Annotated in this window: 11 protein-coding genes and 1 tRNA gene; 7 read left to right on the top strand and 5 right to left on the bottom strand. The window is 62.0% G+C overall.

What is annotated here, in order from left to right; all coding sequences use genetic code 11:
- Nucleotides 1-89: 89 nt before the first annotated feature.
- Together gyrA and mtnA are read right to left on the bottom strand one after the other, a co-directional pair.
- On the bottom strand, nucleotides 90-2,900 hold the full coding sequence (gene gyrA / locus LLJ08_RS09540; protein WP_014820647.1) for a DNA gyrase subunit A: 2,811 nt from the start codon (nucleotides 2,898-2,900) through the stop codon (nucleotides 90-92).
- A gap of 134 nt (nucleotides 2,901-3,034) precedes the next feature.
- Nucleotides 3,035-4,111, bottom strand: a complete 1,077-nt coding sequence (gene mtnA / locus LLJ08_RS09535; RefSeq protein WP_191122533.1) for an S-methyl-5-thioribose-1-phosphate isomerase — start codon at nucleotides 4,109-4,111, stop codon at nucleotides 3,035-3,037.
- Between the two features lie 363 nt (nucleotides 4,112-4,474).
- Here mtnA and imuA point away from each other — a divergent pair, with 363 nt between their 5' ends.
- The 4 genes from imuA (at nucleotide 4,475) to LLJ08_RS09515 (ending at nucleotide 9,987) form a co-directional block, all read left to right on the top strand.
- The gene (gene imuA / locus LLJ08_RS09530; protein WP_228208813.1) at nucleotides 4,475-5,098 is read left to right on the top strand and encodes a translesion DNA synthesis-associated protein ImuA; all 624 of its coding nucleotides are present in this window, start codon (nucleotides 4,475-4,477) and stop codon (nucleotides 5,096-5,098) included.
- A 2-nt stretch (nucleotides 5,099-5,100) separates the two neighbouring features.
- Entirely contained in the window at nucleotides 5,101-6,513 is a 1,413-nt protein-coding gene (locus tag LLJ08_RS09525) for a Y-family DNA polymerase (RefSeq protein ID WP_228208812.1), read from the top strand.
- The gene (locus tag LLJ08_RS09520; protein ID WP_228208811.1) at nucleotides 6,510-9,590 is read left to right on the top strand and encodes an error-prone DNA polymerase; all 3,081 of its coding nucleotides are present in this window, start codon (nucleotides 6,510-6,512) and stop codon (nucleotides 9,588-9,590) included. The genes LLJ08_RS09525 and LLJ08_RS09520 overlap by 4 nt, the downstream gene beginning before the upstream one ends.
- Before the next feature lie 320 nt (nucleotides 9,591-9,910).
- Nucleotides 9,911-9,987, top strand: a tRNA-Pro gene (locus tag LLJ08_RS09515).
- Nucleotides 9,988-10,080: 93 nt separating this feature from the next.
- On the opposite strand, the gene LLJ08_RS09510 is transcribed toward LLJ08_RS09515, so the two are convergent.
- Nucleotides 10,081-11,280 (bottom strand): tyrosine-type recombinase/integrase, encoded by a 1,200-nt coding sequence (locus LLJ08_RS09510; RefSeq protein ID WP_336512840.1) that lies wholly within the window; start codon nucleotides 11,278-11,280, stop codon nucleotides 10,081-10,083.
- Nucleotides 11,281-11,981: 701 nt separating this feature from the next.
- On the opposite strand from LLJ08_RS09510, the gene LLJ08_RS09500 reads away from it, so the two are divergent.
- Both LLJ08_RS09500 and LLJ08_RS09495 read left to right on the top strand, forming a co-directional pair.
- On the top strand, nucleotides 11,982-13,979 hold the full coding sequence (locus LLJ08_RS09500; RefSeq protein WP_228208810.1) for a methyl-accepting chemotaxis protein: 1,998 nt from the start codon (nucleotides 11,982-11,984) through the stop codon (nucleotides 13,977-13,979).
- 556 nt (nucleotides 13,980-14,535) lie between these two features.
- Nucleotides 14,536-14,844 carry a DUF736 domain-containing protein gene (locus LLJ08_RS09495; RefSeq protein ID WP_228208809.1) on the top strand — a complete coding sequence of 103 codons (309 nt, stop codon included), beginning with the start codon at nucleotides 14,536-14,538 and terminating at the stop codon, nucleotides 14,842-14,844.
- Nucleotides 14,845-15,136: 292 nt separating this feature from the next.
- Here LLJ08_RS09495 and LLJ08_RS09490 read toward each other — a convergent pair whose 3' ends face one another.
- The gene (locus tag LLJ08_RS09490; protein ID WP_256445924.1) at nucleotides 15,137-15,283 is read right to left on the bottom strand and encodes a hypothetical protein; all 147 of its coding nucleotides are present in this window, start codon (nucleotides 15,281-15,283) and stop codon (nucleotides 15,137-15,139) included.
- Here LLJ08_RS09490 and radC point away from each other — a divergent pair.
- Nucleotides 15,282-15,788, top strand: coding sequence for a RadC family protein (gene radC / locus LLJ08_RS09485; RefSeq protein ID WP_125868567.1), 507 nt, complete (start codon nucleotides 15,282-15,284; stop codon nucleotides 15,786-15,788). The genes LLJ08_RS09490 and radC overlap by 2 nt on opposite strands.
- Nucleotides 15,789-15,816: 28 nt before the next feature.
- Here radC and LLJ08_RS09480 read toward each other — a convergent pair whose 3' ends face one another.
- The gene (locus LLJ08_RS09480; RefSeq protein ID WP_172883044.1) at nucleotides 15,817-16,539 is read right to left on the bottom strand and encodes a helix-turn-helix domain-containing protein; all 723 of its coding nucleotides are present in this window, start codon (nucleotides 16,537-16,539) and stop codon (nucleotides 15,817-15,819) included.
- Nucleotides 16,540-16,719 lie beyond the last annotated feature (180 nt).

The following is a 16,719-nucleotide window of genomic DNA, read 5'->3' as shown; positions in this document are numbered from 1 at the left end:
CTCTTGCTCGATATTGAATCCCGCGGCGCGGCGACCGGTACCTCTACCGTCCGCCGCGCTACCACCTGATTGCGGATTGCTTTCGCCGATCAGTCTTCGTCGTCTGTCGGCACCACATCCGGAGATACGTCGCCAGCCCCGCCGAGCAGTTCATCCTCGCTCGGCTCAGTGCTGAGTACAGGCATTTCCTTCTCGAGGGCGTCGTCATCGAGCAACGCTTCGATGTCTTCCAGCACGTCTTCCTCGGATGGCTCCTGCACGCGCTCCAGACCAACCAGATGCTCGCCCTTGCTCAGTTTGATGAGGGTGACGCCCTGAGTATTGCGCCCCAGCGATGACACCTCGTCGACGCGGGTCCGGACCAGCGTGCCCTGATCGGAGATCAGCATGATCTCCTCGCCCTCGAGCACCTGCACGGCACCGATCAACGGACCGTTACGCTCGTTGGTGACCATGGCGATGACGCCCTGACCACCGCGACCGCGGCGTGGAAACTCTTCCATCGCGGTGCGCTTGCCGTAGCCACGCAAAGATGCGGTAAGTATCTGTGCACCTGATTCCGGAATCAGCATGGAAATGATGCGCTGCCCTTCGGGCAGACGCATACCGCGTACACCGCGGGCATTGCGGCCCATGATGCGAACCTTGCTTTCCTTGAAACGGATGACCTTGCCGCCGTCGGAGAACATCATCACTTCCTGGGCACCATCGGTAACGGCCGCAGCGATGAGGGTGTCGCCTTCTTCCAGCTTGAGCGCGATCAGACCGGACGTACGCGGACGGCTGAACTGCACCAAGGGCGTCTTCTTGACCGTGCCATTGGCGGTAGCCATGAAAATGTAGGAGCCGGTCGGCTCGTCTTTCTCGTCGCTGTCGGCGTCATCGCTTTCGACGTCGTCCGCATCATCGTGCTCAATGACCAGGCCTTCTGCTTCGTCCAGGTCGTCCTCACCTTCGGCGGCCTGCTTGCGCAGAGCTTCCAGATCGACCTGAAGCATAGCGGTGATGCGCTCGCCCTCATCGAGCGGTAGCAGGTTGACCAGCGGGCGGCCACGCGAAGTGCGAGATGCTTCGGGAATCTCGTAGGTCTTCAGCCAGTACACTTTGCCCTTGCTGGAGAACAGCAGCAGCGTGGTGTGACTGTTGGCAACCAGCAGATGCTCGACGTAATCCTCTTCCTTCACACCAGTCGCAGCCTTGCCGCGACCACCACGGCGCTGCGCCTGGTAGGCGGCCAGCGGTTGCGACTTGGCATAACCACCATGAGAGATGGTGACGACGCGCTCTTCTTCGGTGATCAGGTCCGCCAGCGTCAGGTCCAGACGCGACTCGAGAATCTCGGTGCGCCGTGCATCGCCGAAATCGCGCTTCACGCCTTCCAGTTCTTCGCGGATGACTTCCATCAGGCGAACCGGATTGGTCAGGATGCGGATCAGCTCGCCGATCTGGGTGAGGATTTCCTGGTATTCGCTGAGCAGCTTCTCGTGCTCGAGGCCGGTCAGGCGGTGCAGACGCAGATCAAGAATCGCCTGCGCCTGCTCCGGCGACAGAAAGTACTTGCCGTCACGCAGGCCAAACTGCGGATCGAGGCCTTCCGGGCGACAGGCATCAGCCCCTGCGCGCTCGACCATGGCTTCAACGGCGCTCGATTCCCAGGCAGTGGAAATCAGCGCATCCTTGGCCTCGGCTGGGGTTGGCGAAGCCTTGATCACCGCAATGACCGGATCGATGTTGGACAGCGCGACCGCCTGCCCTTCAAGAATGTGCCCACGCTCGCGCGCCTTGCGCAGTTCGTAGACGGTACGGCGGGTAACGACTTCGCGGCGGTGGCGAACGAAGGCTTCCAGCAGCTCTTTCAGGTTCAGCGTACGTGGCTGGCCATCGATGAGCGCAACCACGTTGATACCGAAGACGCTCTGCAGCTGGGTCTGGGCGTATAGGTTGTTGAGGATCACCTCCGGCACCTCGCCGCGGCGCAGCTCGATGACCACGCGCATGCCGTCCTTGTCGGACTCGTCACGCAGCTCGGTGATGCCTTCGATCTTCTTCTCTTTCACCAGCTCGGCGATCTTCTCGATCAGCCGTGCCTTGTTCAGCTGGTAAGGCAGCTCGGTGATGACGATCTGCTGGCGGCCGCCGACCTTGTCGATATCTTCGATATCGGCGCGAGCACGGATATAAATGCGGCCACGGCCGGTGCGGTAGGCCTCGATGATGCCAGCACGGCCATTGATGATACCGGCAGTGGGGAAATCGGGGCCCGGGATGAACTGCATGAGTTCGTCGATAGTGATATCGGCGTTGTCGATCAGCGCCAGGCAACCATCAATCACTTCGCCCAGGTTATGCGGCGGGATGTTGGTCGCCATGCCTACCGCAATACCGCTGGAGCCGTTCACCAGCAGATTGGGAACCTTGGTCGGCATGACCGCCGGGATCTGCTCGGTGCCATCGTAGTTGGGCACCCAGTCGACGGTTTCCTTTTCCAGGTCGGCCAGCAGCTCATGGGCCAGCTTGGCCATGCGCACTTCGGTGTAACGCATCGCTGCAGCGCTATCGCCGTCAACCGAACCGAAGTTACCCTGGCCGTCGACCAGCATGTAGCGCAGCGAAAATGGCTGCGCCATACGCACGATGGTGTCGTATACCGCCGAATCGCCGTGCGGGTGGTATTTACCGATCACGTCACCGACCACACGGGCGGATTTCTTGTACGGCTTGTTCCAGTCGTTGCCGAGTTCGCTCATGGCGAACAGTACGCGGCGGTGTACCGGTTTCAGGCCATCGCGCGCGTCCGGCAGCGCACGGCCAATGATCACGCTCATGGCGTAATCAAGGTAGGACTGCTTGAGCTCGTCTTCGATATTGACCGGGAGGATTTCTTTGGCCAGTTCGCCCATGGAAGCCTGGTTCCTTATAGTCAGCAGGGTCCTGTAATAAGCGCGGGATGGTAACACAGACGACTGCTATAAACTGAGCCTTGCACGGAGCAAAACCGGCTTGCACGCCACGCCCGAGCGCGACCGGCCATTACTCAGTGCAGCCGTTTGCGGCTCATCAGCTCAGCCAACTTCGCGGCGTTCGGGCGCTCAACCACACCTTTCTCGGTGACGATGGCGTCGATGAGATCGGCCGGCGTCACGTCGAACACCGGGTTGAATGCCTCGACATCAGCCGCGAAGCGCTGACCGTTGACCTCAAGCAGCTCGCTGCCGGCGCGCTCCTCGATCTGGATCTCCTCGCCGCTCTCCAACGCCATGTCGATGGTCGAACTCGCCGCCACCACCATGAAACGCACGCCGTGGTGCATCGCCAGGACCGCAAGCTGGTAGGTGCCAATCTTGTTCGCCACATCGCCATTGGCGGTGATGCGATCCGCACCGACGATCACCCAAGAGATGCCTCTGGATTTCATCAGATGAGCAGCCGCCGAGTCCGCATTCACCATAGCCGGAACGCCATCACCGAGCAGTTCCCAGGCCGTCAGCCGGGAGCCCTGCAACCACGGCCGGGTCTCATCGACATACACCCGCTCTACCAGCCCCTCAAGATGCGCCGCCCGGATGACTCCGAGCGCCGTACCGAAACCGCCGGTCGCCAGGCCGCCGGTATTGCAATGGGTGAGCAGGTTCTGCGGATTACCCTGATGGCGGCGGATGAGGTCGACGCCAAACTGCGCCATCGCCAGATTTGCCTCGCGATCGCTGTCATGGATGGAAATGGCCTGGGCTTCCAGCGCTGCATACGGGTCTTCACCCGGCTTGAGGCGATCCAGTCGTTCGCGCATCTGGTTCAGCGCCCAGAACAGATTGACCGCAGTGGGACGGGAATCGGCCAGCACCTTGAAGTCCTCCTCCAAGGCCTGTCGCCAATCACCGCCGCCGGCGATACGGGCACGCGCCGCAAGGACCAGGCCATAGGCTGCGCTGATGCCGATTGCCGGCGCGCCGCGCACGACCATATCCCGGATCGCCGCAGCGACCGACGCTGCGGAATCATGGCTGCACCAAATCTCTTCGACGGGAAGCTTGCGCTGATCGAGCAGGTTCAGGCGCCCGTCCAGCCATTCGATCGACTTAACCTTTTCCGCAGCCAACAAACGCTCGCGCATGGCATTTCCCTCGTTCAGCTTCGTCGACACAGGACCATCATGCGCCCCGAACAGCAAAGAAAAAGCCCGGATCGCGGGCGAACCGGGCTTTCCAATCTCAATATGGCCGGGAAGCAGCAAACATGAGCACTGCGGCCTCTTATCCCGGGCGCGAATGCTAATCGACGGGTTTTCCGAGCACAAGCAGTGATCAGGGCTTGGCGACGCCTAATGGCCGAGCAGCTTTCAGGCTGGCCCCGCCTTCCACGGAGAGAGCATGCGCTCGAACAGATGAAGTGTCGCGCTCACTCATCGCGTCGTGCTTGACCAACTCGCGGCAGGCCAAATACTGTATCTATATACAGTTATTTTGGATGCCTCTTCATGACCGCAGTGGTCGCCCTCGATAGCCTGCTGGATACACGTCGCGTCTGGCGTGGCCAGGCCATAACGTCTCGCACGGCCGTTCAGCCGACCGGAAATGCCACACTGGATGAGTTCCTGCCCGGCGGCGGCTGGCCGGAGTCGGCCATCAGCGAGTTCCTCGTCGCGGCCACGGGCATCGGCGAGCTGAATCTGCTGTGGCCGACCCTTGCACGACTGACCACCGCCGGCGAGCGGGTGGTGCTGATAACGCCCCCTCATCGACCTTACCCCCAGGCCTGGCTGGCCGCGGGTGTAGACCTGCAGTGGCTGACCATCATCCAGGCAAAGGGCCGCGATGCGCTGTGGGCTGCAGAACAATGCCTACGTTCCGGCAGTTGTGCCGCCGTGCTGTGCTGGCCGCAACAAGCTGATGACCGTGCCTTAAGGCGCTTGCAGATTGCTGCTGAATCCGGCCAAACCCTGGGCTTCGTCTATCGGTCACTGCGTGAAGCAAATAACCCATCACCGGCGGCACTACGCCTGACCATCGAGGCCCAGCCGGCGCAGCTACGTGTCATCAAGTGCCGCGGCGGCCTGGCTCCAGGACAGGCGCTCCCGGCCAGCGCCTGGCAACAGGCGTGACGATGCTTTGGGCCTGCATTCTGCTGCCGCAACTGGCCATGGACGGCGTTTTGCGCCACCGCGACGATGCCGCCGCGCCGCTGGCCCTGCTCGCCGGCCCGCCACAGCGCCGCGTGCTGCAGGCCGTCAACGCAGCCGCCCGCAAGCTTGGCCTCAAGCCAGGGCAATCGCTGATCGCAGCCCAGGCATTGACCCACGACTTCGCCACCGCCGATTACGACCAGCTGATGATCGAACGCTGGCAGCGGTTTCTGGCGGCCTGGGGTTACGGCTACAGCGCCCAGGTCAGCCTGCACTACCCGCGCTGCCTGCTGTTGGAGGTGCATTCCAGCCTCGGCCTGTTCGGCCCCTGGCCACGATTCGAGACGCGTCTACGCAAGGAGCTCACGGCTCTGGGCTTCCGCCACCGCATCACCCTGGCGCCCAACCCGGCGGCCGCGCGCATCCTCGCCAATGCCCATGACGGGCTGGCCGTGACCGATACAGCCACGCTGCATCAGGCGCTCGGGGTACTGCCGATCGAGCGCCTCGGCCTGCCCCGAGAAGTCAGCACATCGCTGGTACGCATGGGCCTGCGCCATCTTCATCAACTGCTCGCCCTGCCGCGCGACAGCCTGGCCAGACGCTTTCCGGAAGAAGTGCTGGCCCAGCTCGACACCCTGCTCGGACATCGGCCGCTGCCTCTGGAGTTCTACCGTCCACCGGATGTCTTCGACACCCGCATCGAACTGAATTTCGAGGTCGAGTCCCATCAGGCTCTGCTGTTTCCATTGCGCAGACTGACCGCCGACCTGGCCGCCTTTCTCGCCGGGCGGGACAGCGGCGTCCAGCGTTTCAGCCTGTACCTGGAACATCGCACCCTGCCCGACAGCGAGGTAGCGGTCGGCCTACTCAGTACCGAACGCGAGCCCGCCATGCTGTTCGAACTGACCCGTGGCCGCCTCGAGCATCTGCAACTGCCGGCCCCCGTCCTGGCCGTGCGTCTGCTGGCTCGTGATCTGCCAGCCTTCACGCCGGCCCATCAGGCCTTGTTCGACGAGCGCCCGCAGCAGAATGTGCCCTGGGAGCAACTGCGCGAACGCCTCCGCGCCCGACTGGGCGACGATGCCGTGGTCTCGCTGAGCGCACGAGCGGACCACCGTCCCGAATATGCCTGGCGGGAAAGCAGCCTCGCCCGCACCGAACCATTGCCTCACGTGGGGTTGCGCCCCGGCTGGCTGCTGAGTACCCCGCAACCATTGCGCGAAGAGGGTCTGCTCACCCTGACCGGCCCCGAGCGCATCGAGTCCGGCTGGTGGGATGGTGCCGACGCGCGACGCGACTACTACCGGGTGCAAACCGCTACCGGCCAACAGGGTTGGGCGTTTCGCGCCCTCGCCGGAGGCCCCCTGCTGCTGCACGGCTGGTTCGCATGAACGCCGAATATGCCGAGCTGCACTGTCTGTCCAACTTCAGCTTCCAGCGGGGTGCATCCAGCGCGAGCGAACTCTTCGAACGCGCCAAACGCCAGGGCTATGACGCTCTGGCGATCACCGACGAATGCAGCCTGGCCGGTATCGTGCGCGCCTGGCAGGCCTCGAAGGACACCGGCCTGCCGCTGATCATTGGCAGCGAGGTGCAGTTCGAGGGCGGGCCCAAGCTGATCTTGCTGGTGGAAAACTTGACCGGCTACCAGGCACTCTGCCAATTGATAACCCGTGCCCGCCGACGAGCCGAGAAAGGCCGTTACCAGGCGCTGCGCGAAGACCTTAGCGAGTGGCCACTAGAGGGTCTGCTGGCAATCTGGCTGCCCGCCCACACCGGCGTCGATGCCGAAGGCCAGTGGCTGCGCGAGCGTTTTCCCGAGCGGCTGTGGCTCGGCATCGAACTGCATCGGGGGCCGGACGACGCGCTGCAGCTGCGGCAAAGCCTGGCGCAGGCCTCACGCCTGGGCATACCCGCGGTGGCCTGCGGCGATGTGCACATGCATGCCCGCGGTCGTCGGGCATTGCAGGACTGCATGACCGCCATCCGCCACCATCTGCCAGTGGCCGAAGCAGGATGCCACCTATTTGCCAATGGCGAACGGCACCTCAGATCGATCATCGAACTGGCCCAGCTCTATCCAGCCGAGCTGCTCGCTGAAACCCTTCGCATCAGTCAGCGCTGCCATTTCCAGCTCGACCAGCTGAAGTATCAATATCCCCACGAGCTGGTCCCGCCCGGACATGACACCACCTCATGGTTGCGCAAGCTGGTCGAGGATGGCGCAAGCTGGCGCTGGCCGGACGGCATCACGGAAAAGGCCCGCGCGCAGCTCGAACATGAGCTCGAGCTGATCGCCGACCTGCATTACGAAAGCTATTTCCTGACCGTGCACGACATAGTCCGCTTCGCCCGCGAACGGGGCATTCTCTGTCAGGGTCGAGGCTCGGCGGCCAACTCAAGCGTCTGTTTCGTGCTGGGTATCACCGAGCTCGACCCGGTGCGCAGCAAACTGTTGTTCGAGCGCTTCCTATCCCGCGAACGCAACGAGCCACCCGATATCGACGTGGACTTCGAGCACGACCGGCGCGAGGAAGTCATCCAGTACGTCTTTCAGCGCTATGGGCGCAATCGCGCCGCCCTCACCGCCGTCGCCAGCAGCTACCGCGCAACCGGCGCCCTGCGGGATGTCGCCAAGGCGCTGGGCCTGCCGCCGGACCAGATCAACGCCTTGGCCAGCTGCTGCGGGCGCTGGAGTGAACACATACCCGACGATTCTCGGCTGTGCGAGGCCGGCTTCGACCCGGACAATCCGGTTCTGCGCCGGGTTCTGGTGCTGACCGATGCGCTTATCGGATTTCCTCGCCACCTTTCCCAGCACCCTGGCGGCTTCGTGATCTCCGAGCAGCCACTCGATACCCTGGTGCCAATCGAGAATGCCAGCATGGCCGACCGCACGGTGATTCAATGGGACAAGGACGATCTCGACGCAGTCGGTCTGCTCAAGGTCGACGTGCTGGCCCTGGGCATGCTCAGCGCGATACGACGTTGTTTCGACCTGATCGAGCATTATCGCGGTACGCGCTGGACCATCGCCACGCTGCCCGCGGAGGACAAACCCACCTACGACATGATCAGCCAGGCCGACACCATCGGCGTCTTCCAGATCGAGTCGCGGGCGCAGATGGCCATGCTGCCGCGCCTGCGCCCGAAGACCTTCTACGACCTGGTCATCCAGGTCGCCATCGTCCGCCCCGGGCCAATCCAGGGCGACATGGTGCATCCGTACCTGCGTCGACGTAATGGTGAAGAGGAGGTGGATTACCCCTCCGAGGAACTAAAACCGGTGTTCGCGCGTACCCTTGGCGTACCGCTGTTTCAGGAGCAGGTGATGGAACTGGCGATCGTGGCGGCCGAGTACACACCAGACGAGGCCGACAAGCTGCGCCGTGCCATGGCCGCCTGGAAACGCCACGGCAGCCTTGAGCCCCACCGCGTGCGGCTGACCGAGCGAATGCTTGCCAAAGGCTACCAGCCCGACTTCATCGCGCGGATCTTCGAACAGATCAAAGGGTTCGGCAGCTACGGCTTTCCCGAATCGCACGCGGCGAGTTTCGCGCTGCTCACCTATGCCAGCAGCTGGCTGAAACGCCACGAGCCGGCGGCATTTGCCTGCGCGCTGATCAACAGCTGGCCGATGGGTTTCTACAACCCTGACCAGATTCTCCAGGACGCCCGTCGCCACCGGCTGGAAATCCGCCCGGTGGACGTTGGCCACAGCGGCTGGGATTGCAGTCTTGAGCCATGCAGCCAAGAGCAACCGGCAATCCGCCTAGGGCTACGCATGGTGCGCGGCTTTCGGGAAGCCGATGCCCTGCGCATCGAAGCCGCACGCCAACGTCAGCCATTCATGGACATCCATGACCTGTGCCGTCGCGCCGAGCTCGAACCGCGCGCACGCGAGCAGCTCGCCGATGCCGGGGTCCTGCGCGGTCTGGCCGGTCATCGGCATCGTGCGCGCTGGGCCGTTGCAGGGATCGAACCACAGTTACCCCTGTTTGACGGCCTGCCCGCTATGGAGGAAACACCCATCTACCTGCCGCTGCCTTCGGTGAGTGAAGACCTTTTCAACGACTACGCGACCCTCGGCACTACGCTGGGGCCGCATCCGCTGACCCTGCTGCGAAATGAGCTCAAGGCCAGGCGCTGCCAGAGCTCACGGGAACTGGCCATGATCGAGCATGGCCGCCCGGTCAGCGTTGCAGGCCTGGTGATCGGACGACAACGCCCACAGACCGCCAGCGGTGTCATCTTCGTCACCTTGGAAGACGAATTCGGCATGGTCAACGTGGTGGTCTGGCGCGACCTGGCCGAGCGCCAGAGGCGGCCGTTGATCCAGTCCCAATTGCTTCGCATCGACGGCCACCTGGAATCCGCCAGCGGCGTTCGCCATGTCATTGCAGGCCGCCTGAGCGACCTCACGCCCCTGCTTATCGGGATCGATGTGCGTAGCCGCGACTTTCAGTGATCGTGCGCAGGAGCGGCTTTGCCGAGATTGGAAGCCGATTTCCGCGCGTGAACCAGCTGCCCTTTTCCCGCCAGATTCCAGCGGACGTCACGACAACACCGAGGTCGAGACTCGCTGGGAAGGTTTGGCCGTACTGAACGGTATGGGACGTCCCGATGATCACATGAACGATTCCGGCTGGAGCAAAGCAAGGAAGCGAAGAATCAAGAGTGCTTTCAAGCCATATGGATCGGTGTCGATACGGCCCTTAAAAAACTTTCACATTTTCATATGCTTAATGTATAGTTCTATCCGCTTTCAGCAGTGCTGATGGCGACAGTCGGGGCGTAGCGCAGCCTGGTAGCGCACTTGCATGGGGTGCAAGGGGTCGAGTGTTCGAATCACTCCGTCCCGACCAAAAATCCCTAGAAAATCCAGTTACTTAACGGTGACTGGATTTTTTTTGCCCTGCCCACGCTCATCGATGTGGGGACTTTTGGGGGGACTTTTTTCATCCTGCCTTCCTCCTCAGTATCGTCAGCGCCGGTCCCCTCGAATCCGTCGCCGAAATCTTGTTGGCCTCATCGATCAGCTTGCCCAGTTCGGCCGCCGAGTAGTGGCTGGTGATGCTGCCGTTCTTGTGGCCCAACAGGACCTTCCTGTCTTCCTCCGTCACGCCGGCGGCGCGAAGCCTGCGACCGAACGTGTGCTTCAGGTCATGCACGCGGATCGACGCAAAACCCACCGGTGCCGTTCGCTTGACGCGCTGCTCGTACATTGCGGCCGCCCGCTTCCTTGCCTTGCGCCACGCCGAGTCGTTCATGCGGTGCATCGGAGTGGCGTTGCCATCCTTGTCGGGCTGACCGTAGGGAAACACCCATAATGGGTCCAGTCCGCGTTGCCCCTCGATGACCGATTTGGCGACCCGATTCAGCACGATCAGGCGCTCGTCGCCATTCTTCACGCCCGCGTTTTCGTGTCTTCCGCCAAAATTGGCCGGGATAAGGAAAACGCTGGTTCCGAGCTCCGGTACAGGGATCTCCCAGTCCCAGCGTAGCTTGACCACTTCCTGCTCCCGGGAGCCGCTGTTGACCTTGTAAAGCGCCATCCTCCTCAAGTGATCGGGCAGCTCTGCGAACAGCAGGCTCTGCTCCTCCCACGACAGCGGATGGGGCTGACGCGTCGAGCGCCTGAGGTCCAGCCGCGTGATCATCGGGACAGTGTCGAGCCAGGGACGTCTCGCTTCATCACGCCACTTGCGCGCGCAGAGATTCAGCACCCGTATGACTCGTTCCAACGCGATGTTTATGGTTCGCGGCGCCACGCTTCTGCCTTTTCCGGGGGATCCGCGCAGGCGACCGGCGAGCCTGTCCTTCACGTAGGGTGCGAGTGCCTCGTCGTCGATGTGGTCGACCGGTCGATCACCAATGTAGGGATCGAGCTGCTCGAGATACAACGCCGTCAATCCTATTGATGGCTGGTCCTTGTACTCCACCAGATAGCGCGTAGCCGCTTCACGCCAGGTTCTTACCCTTCTAACGCCATAGATGTGCTGTTGCCTCAGCTGCTCCAGGCGATGTATCAGATATTGCTCCGCCTCCTTCCGGTCACTTGAGCCAGTGCTTTCTCGAATGCGCTGACCTCGGTAGATCTTGTCGATGTACCAGACGCCGTTGCGTTGGTAGAGACCGCTGATTGTTCTTTTCGCCATGGTTGTCCTCCACGGCGCCTACTGCAGGGCCGATCTTCCCCCTGCGCACCGCTCTTTTCAATGCTGGCTTTGGCGATATAGGCGTCTGCCCAGGCGTCGAGCTCGAGGCGATCGAAGCCAACGCCCTGGACCCCGATGGGAAACTCGCGAATGAAGGGGCGTACGGTCCTGTTGAACTCGCCGCGGCACATGCCCAGATACGCATGTGCTGCGCCGGCTCGCAGAATTCGCGGGGAAATGGCCACTAACGAGGGAGAGGGAGTGTTCGCCATTGCCTTGGGCACCGATTGCTTGTAACGACACGGTGCCATTGGCACCTCGGCTAAATGCTGGCCGTTACGCTGAACGCGCTCAACCAATTCGGGCATATTGGAGCGGGGCCGGTAGGAGAGCCGACCACGCTAGTTGATCAGCCGCGCCTGTTTCAACTCGCAAACTAGCTCGCCAGCGGATAATCGCAGGGCGCCCTACTGCAACAAGCGCCATACTCCATTGGAGATGCTCCCCGGATCCCCGCAAAACTCCCACCACACCATCTGCTCGCAGCTGAGCCCTTTACTTCTATTTATATGGATTGGCTGCGACCTGCCTTGAACCCAACGACCACCAGTCGCCGATTTCTTAACTAATCGGTCAACAAGCCGATAGCGTGTCATCGCCACGCCCAGTGTTGGGTCGGCTGTCTAGAGGTTTAGGCTCCCATGTTTTCTCTTCGCACTATCAAAGCTCGCTACACAGCCGCCTTCATCGGCTTCGTTCTCTTGGTGATGTTGCTCACGATGCTGGGCATCAAGCGCTTCGTTACCCCACAGCTTATAGAGGCAGGCGAAACCATCGTCATGTCGCAAGTCACCGAGATCGGCGAACACATCGCGATGGAACTGGCACGGGTCGAAGCGCAAGCACGCAGCATCACCCAGACCGTTCCGATGCTCGACAGTGACGAGATCGACCGAGTCCTGCCTGGTCTCGTCGACCAGTACGGTGACGTCAAGGTCTTCGGCGGCGGTATCTGGCCGCTCCCCGACGTCCGCACGCCGGGGCGCGCCAAGCACAGCACCTTCTATCACCGGGGCGCGTCCGGGCAACTGATCGTCAATACCCACTGGAACTCGACCGAATCGCGTAACTATTTCGAGGAGCCTTGGCACCGAGGCGGCATGCAGGCACCGCGCGGCAAATGTGTGTGGGCAGCGGCCTACAAGGATGACGCCAGTGCTGAGCCGCGTACCAATTGCGCGATGACTATCTATAAGGACGGCTCTCCCTGGGGCGTGTCGACGATCGACCTGACCCTCGGTTTCTTCAACCGCCTGGTTGCCGAAAAGCAGGACGAGATCGAAGGCGAGGTCATGATCGTCGAGGCCGACGGCAAGATTCTCAGCAACCAGCCGCAACTTGGCTCGGACATGGTGCTGCGCAACGTTTCCGAGATGTCCGTACAGTCGCCCTTCATCGCGACCGTACAGAAGGCGCTCGCCAGCCCGTCGCAAGCGTTGCGACGGGAGGTATTCACGAGCAAGACCGGCGAAGAGTTCAGCTTCTTCATGACGCCTGTCGAAGGTACCCCCTGGTTCCTAGCCGCCGCCCTGCCGACGGCCAAGCTTGAGGCACGAAGCGATGCGATGCTCAGGACGCTTGCATCCCTGCAGATCCCGATGGTGCTCATCCTGCTCGCTTTCATGCTTGTCGCGATCAACCAGCTGATGAAGCGACTTGGTGCTCTGAAGACAAACATCGATTCCTTGTCCGCAGGCGACGCAGACCTGACCAAGCGTATCGCTATCAAGGGCGAGGACGAAGTCGATCAGGTCGGACGCTCAGTCAATGGATTCATCGGCTACCTGCAGAAGATGATGATCGACGTAAGTGACGCCACAACGCAGATCCAGTCCGAGATCGCGCAGCTCAAGCACCTGTCCCGTACCACCAATGACGCGCTGGCCCGGCACGCCTCGGAAACCGACCAGGCCGTTACCGCGATCAACGAAATGAGCTCGACTGCCGAATCGGTTGCACACAGTGCCAGCGATACGGCGACGTTCACCCAGACGGCCAACCACAATGCGGTCTCCTCCCGCCTGGTCGTCGAGGACGCTTCGAGCAGCGTGCGTTCCCTGGTCAGCGAGGTGGAAAGCGCGACGGCGAAGGTCCAGGCGATGCAGGCCGACGCCCAGCGCATCAACGATGTACTGGGCGTCATTGGTGACATCGCTGGGCAGACCAACCTGCTTGCACTCAATGCGGCGATCGAGGCAGCACGAGCCGGCGAGCAGGGCCGTGGCTTTGCGGTCGTCGCCGACGAAGTCCGCGCGCTTGCCGCACGCACTCAACAGAGCACGTCCGAAATCAATGAAACCTTGCAACGCCTGAAGGATGCGGTCGGCTCTGCCGTTCAGGCGATGGAACAAACCAAGGCCAGTTGCCAGGCGACTGCAGACAAAACAGCTCAGGTCACTGTTGGACTTGATGAGATGACCAACTCGGTCGTTCACATCAATGATCTCAGCACCCAGATCGCCACTGCGGCCGAAGAGCAAAGCGCCGTCGCCGAGGAGATCAATCGAAACATGGTCGCCGTGCGGCATGTGGTTGACGAGCTGGTCGAAAGCGGCGTGAGCGTCGACCGAAGCACGGAAGCCCTGCTTGGCACCAACGCTCGCCTGACGGCTCTGGTCAATCGATTCAGGGTTCGCTGATAGAGCGACCGCAAAAGAGGCCCCGCTGGGGCCTTTTTTTGCGCCGCAATCTTCCACTTGCACGCCACGTTGCGGCCAGCCTGGCCCGTCTGCGCTCCAGTGGGTGGCAGGAACATCGATCGTGGCGGAGCATATCGATCAAGGTCCCTCGGCCATTTGCCCCGACGATCCCGCACCGTGGCGCCTCGTCGACTCATCGCGCACGGCATTCCACATGGCAGGGACGGCGACATCGCAATGGCTCATAAAGTGCGCACCATGCGAATGGTCGTCTTGCGCAGGGTCATCGATTAAGCCTGGTGTCTGCCCCTCTGCCAGAGAGCCGGCCAGCGTCCTCTGCTCGTAGTGAATCCTGGAGGGCTCGGCCTCTTTGGCCACAACCGCGGAACCAAACAATTTCCCCGCCGGTGCCCGGCTTCCTCGCGACGCAAATTGTTAGGTCCCTGCGGTCCTTCTCTGCGTTACGGCTGCAGGCAGTGCGGCCCGCCCTCTCCCACCGACCGGATCACAACGAGGACGCGATAGGCGCGGCCCTCAGTCCGAAAGGAGAAACACCATGGCCAACATCGGCACCTTTACCACCCTCAACGACGGCTTCACCGGCACGCTGCAAACCCTGACGCTCAAAGCGAAGGTCGCCTTCGTGCCCAACGACAAAAGCACAGCCAATGCGCCCGACTTTCGCATCCTCACCTCGGGCGGGGTCGAGATCGGGGCCGCATGGCAGAAGCTCAGCCAGAACGATCGCCCCTACCTGTCGGTGACGCTCGATGATCCGGCTTTCCCCGCCACCGTATACGCACGGCTGCTGGAAGGATCCGAAGGCTCCCACGTATTGATGTGGAGCCGAAGCAAGACCGAATGACGCCAAGGCGCCCTGGCAATCCAGGGCGCTTTTTCGTGATCCAGTTCCGCATGCGTTGGGCCATGTGCGCTACGGTTTGCGCGGGGTGTAACGACCCCGCACTGCTTGCTCTTCACAAACCAGTGAGGAGCATTGGGCGCCCGAAGGGGCGCTTTTTTTGTCCGCGTTCTGGACGACTCAAACCACGGGTGCGGCCACGGCCGATGATAGGCGCAAAGCCTTCGCGCTCAGCTTGCATCGCTGCCTGTCACATCGTGCCAGAGAGTTAATGGGGCGGCCTTGCTGTTTTCCTTCACCTTGTCACGGCGTGCTCGCCGTCAAGGGCTTCACCCGCGTCGCGTTTTCGCGGCTGGCGCCGGCTTCGCCCCCTGACTGCTTGCGCTGCGCCGTGCCGGGTCGGTTCCGGGCAATCTCGCCCGAGCAACCGGAGCACCGACATGTCGAACGTCATTTCTTCCGCCGAATCCATTCTGCTGGTTCGAGACGATGCGGGCCGTTATGTACCGGCAACCCCTGAACAGATCCTCGACGCCGCTCGGCGAGCCATCGACGTGAAGATGAAGCGAGGCGCCGCGTTCACGTCGCCAGAGACCGTCAAGACCTTCCTGCAGACCAAGCTCGCAGGTTTCGAACATGAGATGTTTGCTGCCCTGTTCCTGGACAACCGGCATCGGCTGATCGAGTACGTCGAACTGTTTCGCGGCACGATCGACACGGCCTCGGTGTACCCCCGCGAAGTGGTGAAGGAGGCCCTGCGCCTCAACGCAGCGGCAATAATCTTCTCGCACAATCATCCAAGCGGACATCCCGAGCCTAGCGAAGCGGACAAGGCGCTTACCAGACGCCTAAAGCAGGCGCTCGACCTCGTCGAGGTGCGCACCCTCGACCATGTAATCGTGGCTGGCCATGCGTCGACGTCACTGGCCGAGTGCGGGCTCGTCTAATCAAGAAGGGGGCGCAAGCCCCCCTCTGTCAACCGGCCGAGGCTGCGCAGTTTTGAGACGCGGACGCGCCTGCGGGACGGCGGAACTGCTTGCTGCACGCAAGCTCGCGCAGCCGGCGAGAGTCGAGGATCTGAACTTCCCGTCCGTGTGTTTCGAGCACGTCCTCGGCGCGAAGATCGGCAAGGGCTCGCGAGACCGATTCGACCGCGAGTCCAAGATGATTCGCTATCTCGACCCGGGACATGGGTAAATGGAACCGGTTGGCCGCCAGGCGACGCTCGGCCAATGCGCTTGCGTACCAAGCCACGAAGCTCGCCACCCGTGTGTCGGCCCGGGGCGTGGCGAGCTGGAGCCGAGCACAGCGAATGCTATTCAGCTCCTTGCTAAGAGCACGGCGCAAGAAGCGGACGAGGCCGCCATTGCCTTCGCTCGATTGGAGCAGTAATTCCTTGGGGAACTCACACAAAGCGGTACGCTGCACTGCTCGAGCGCTCGTCTGGTACTCGTCCTCATGAAGTGCTGACGCCCCGACCAGATCACCGCCCAGGCTGAAGAAAAGTATCTGTTGGACCCCATAGTGGTTCGGGCTCGTCGTGCCAATCGTCCCGGACCGAACCACATAAAGGCTGGTTGCCTGTTGGCCTGCTTCGAACAGGACCTGTCCCTTCGCCAACGTCAGCGTACGCAACCGAGTTTGATCGGTAGGAAGATCGTCAACGGCAAGCACCGATGGCAGACAGATGCCGGACATGACGCACTGTTGGCACGGAAGAGCGTGACCCTCGGACACGGTGGTCACAAGCGCGTCGGCGCGTTGCGCGTTGTTTTTGTGAAGAACACCGTCCATCCTCTTGGCCAATTCGGAGCCCAAGAGCGTGCCTTACGGGAAGAATTAAAACCAATGAATAGCGTTGCGCTTTAAGTGCAATTA

The sequence above is a fragment of the Stutzerimonas chloritidismutans genome (assembly GCF_020783375.1).
GTDB classification, from domain to species: Bacteria; Pseudomonadota; Gammaproteobacteria; order Pseudomonadales; family Pseudomonadaceae; genus Stutzerimonas; species Stutzerimonas kunmingensis.
The sequence above is the reverse complement of the archived record's forward strand: the minus strand, read 5'-3'. Positions and strand labels throughout refer to the sequence as shown.

Coding starts and splice junctions, on each gene's coding strand:
- gyrA (WP_014820647.1), bottom strand. CDS start 2,900: ATGGGCGAACTGGCCAAAGAAATCCTCCCGGTCAATATCGAAGACGAG.
- mtnA (WP_191122533.1), bottom strand. CDS start 4,111: ATGCGCGAGCGTTTGTTGGCTGCGGAAAAGGTTAAGTCGATCGAATGG.
- imuA (WP_228208813.1), top strand. CDS start 4,475: ATGACCGCAGTGGTCGCCCTCGATAGCCTGCTGGATACACGTCGCGTC.
- LLJ08_RS09525 (WP_228208812.1), top strand. CDS start 5,101: ATGCTTTGGGCCTGCATTCTGCTGCCGCAACTGGCCATGGACGGCGTT.
- LLJ08_RS09520 (WP_228208811.1), top strand. CDS start 6,510: ATGAACGCCGAATATGCCGAGCTGCACTGTCTGTCCAACTTCAGCTTC.
- LLJ08_RS09510 (WP_336512840.1), bottom strand. CDS start 11,280: ATGGCGAAAAGAACAATCAGCGGTCTCTACCAACGCAACGGCGTCTGG.
- LLJ08_RS09500 (WP_228208810.1), top strand. CDS start 11,982: ATGTTTTCTCTTCGCACTATCAAAGCTCGCTACACAGCCGCCTTCATC.
- LLJ08_RS09495 (WP_228208809.1), top strand. CDS start 14,536: ATGGCCAACATCGGCACCTTTACCACCCTCAACGACGGCTTCACCGGC.
- radC (WP_125868567.1), top strand. CDS start 15,282: ATGTCGAACGTCATTTCTTCCGCCGAATCCATTCTGCTGGTTCGAGAC.
- LLJ08_RS09490 (WP_256445924.1), bottom strand. CDS start 15,283: ATGTCGGTGCTCCGGTTGCTCGGGCGAGATTGCCCGGAACCGACCCGG.
- LLJ08_RS09480 (WP_172883044.1), bottom strand. CDS start 16,539: ATGTCCGGCATCTGTCTGCCATCGGTGCTTGCCGTTGACGATCTTCCT.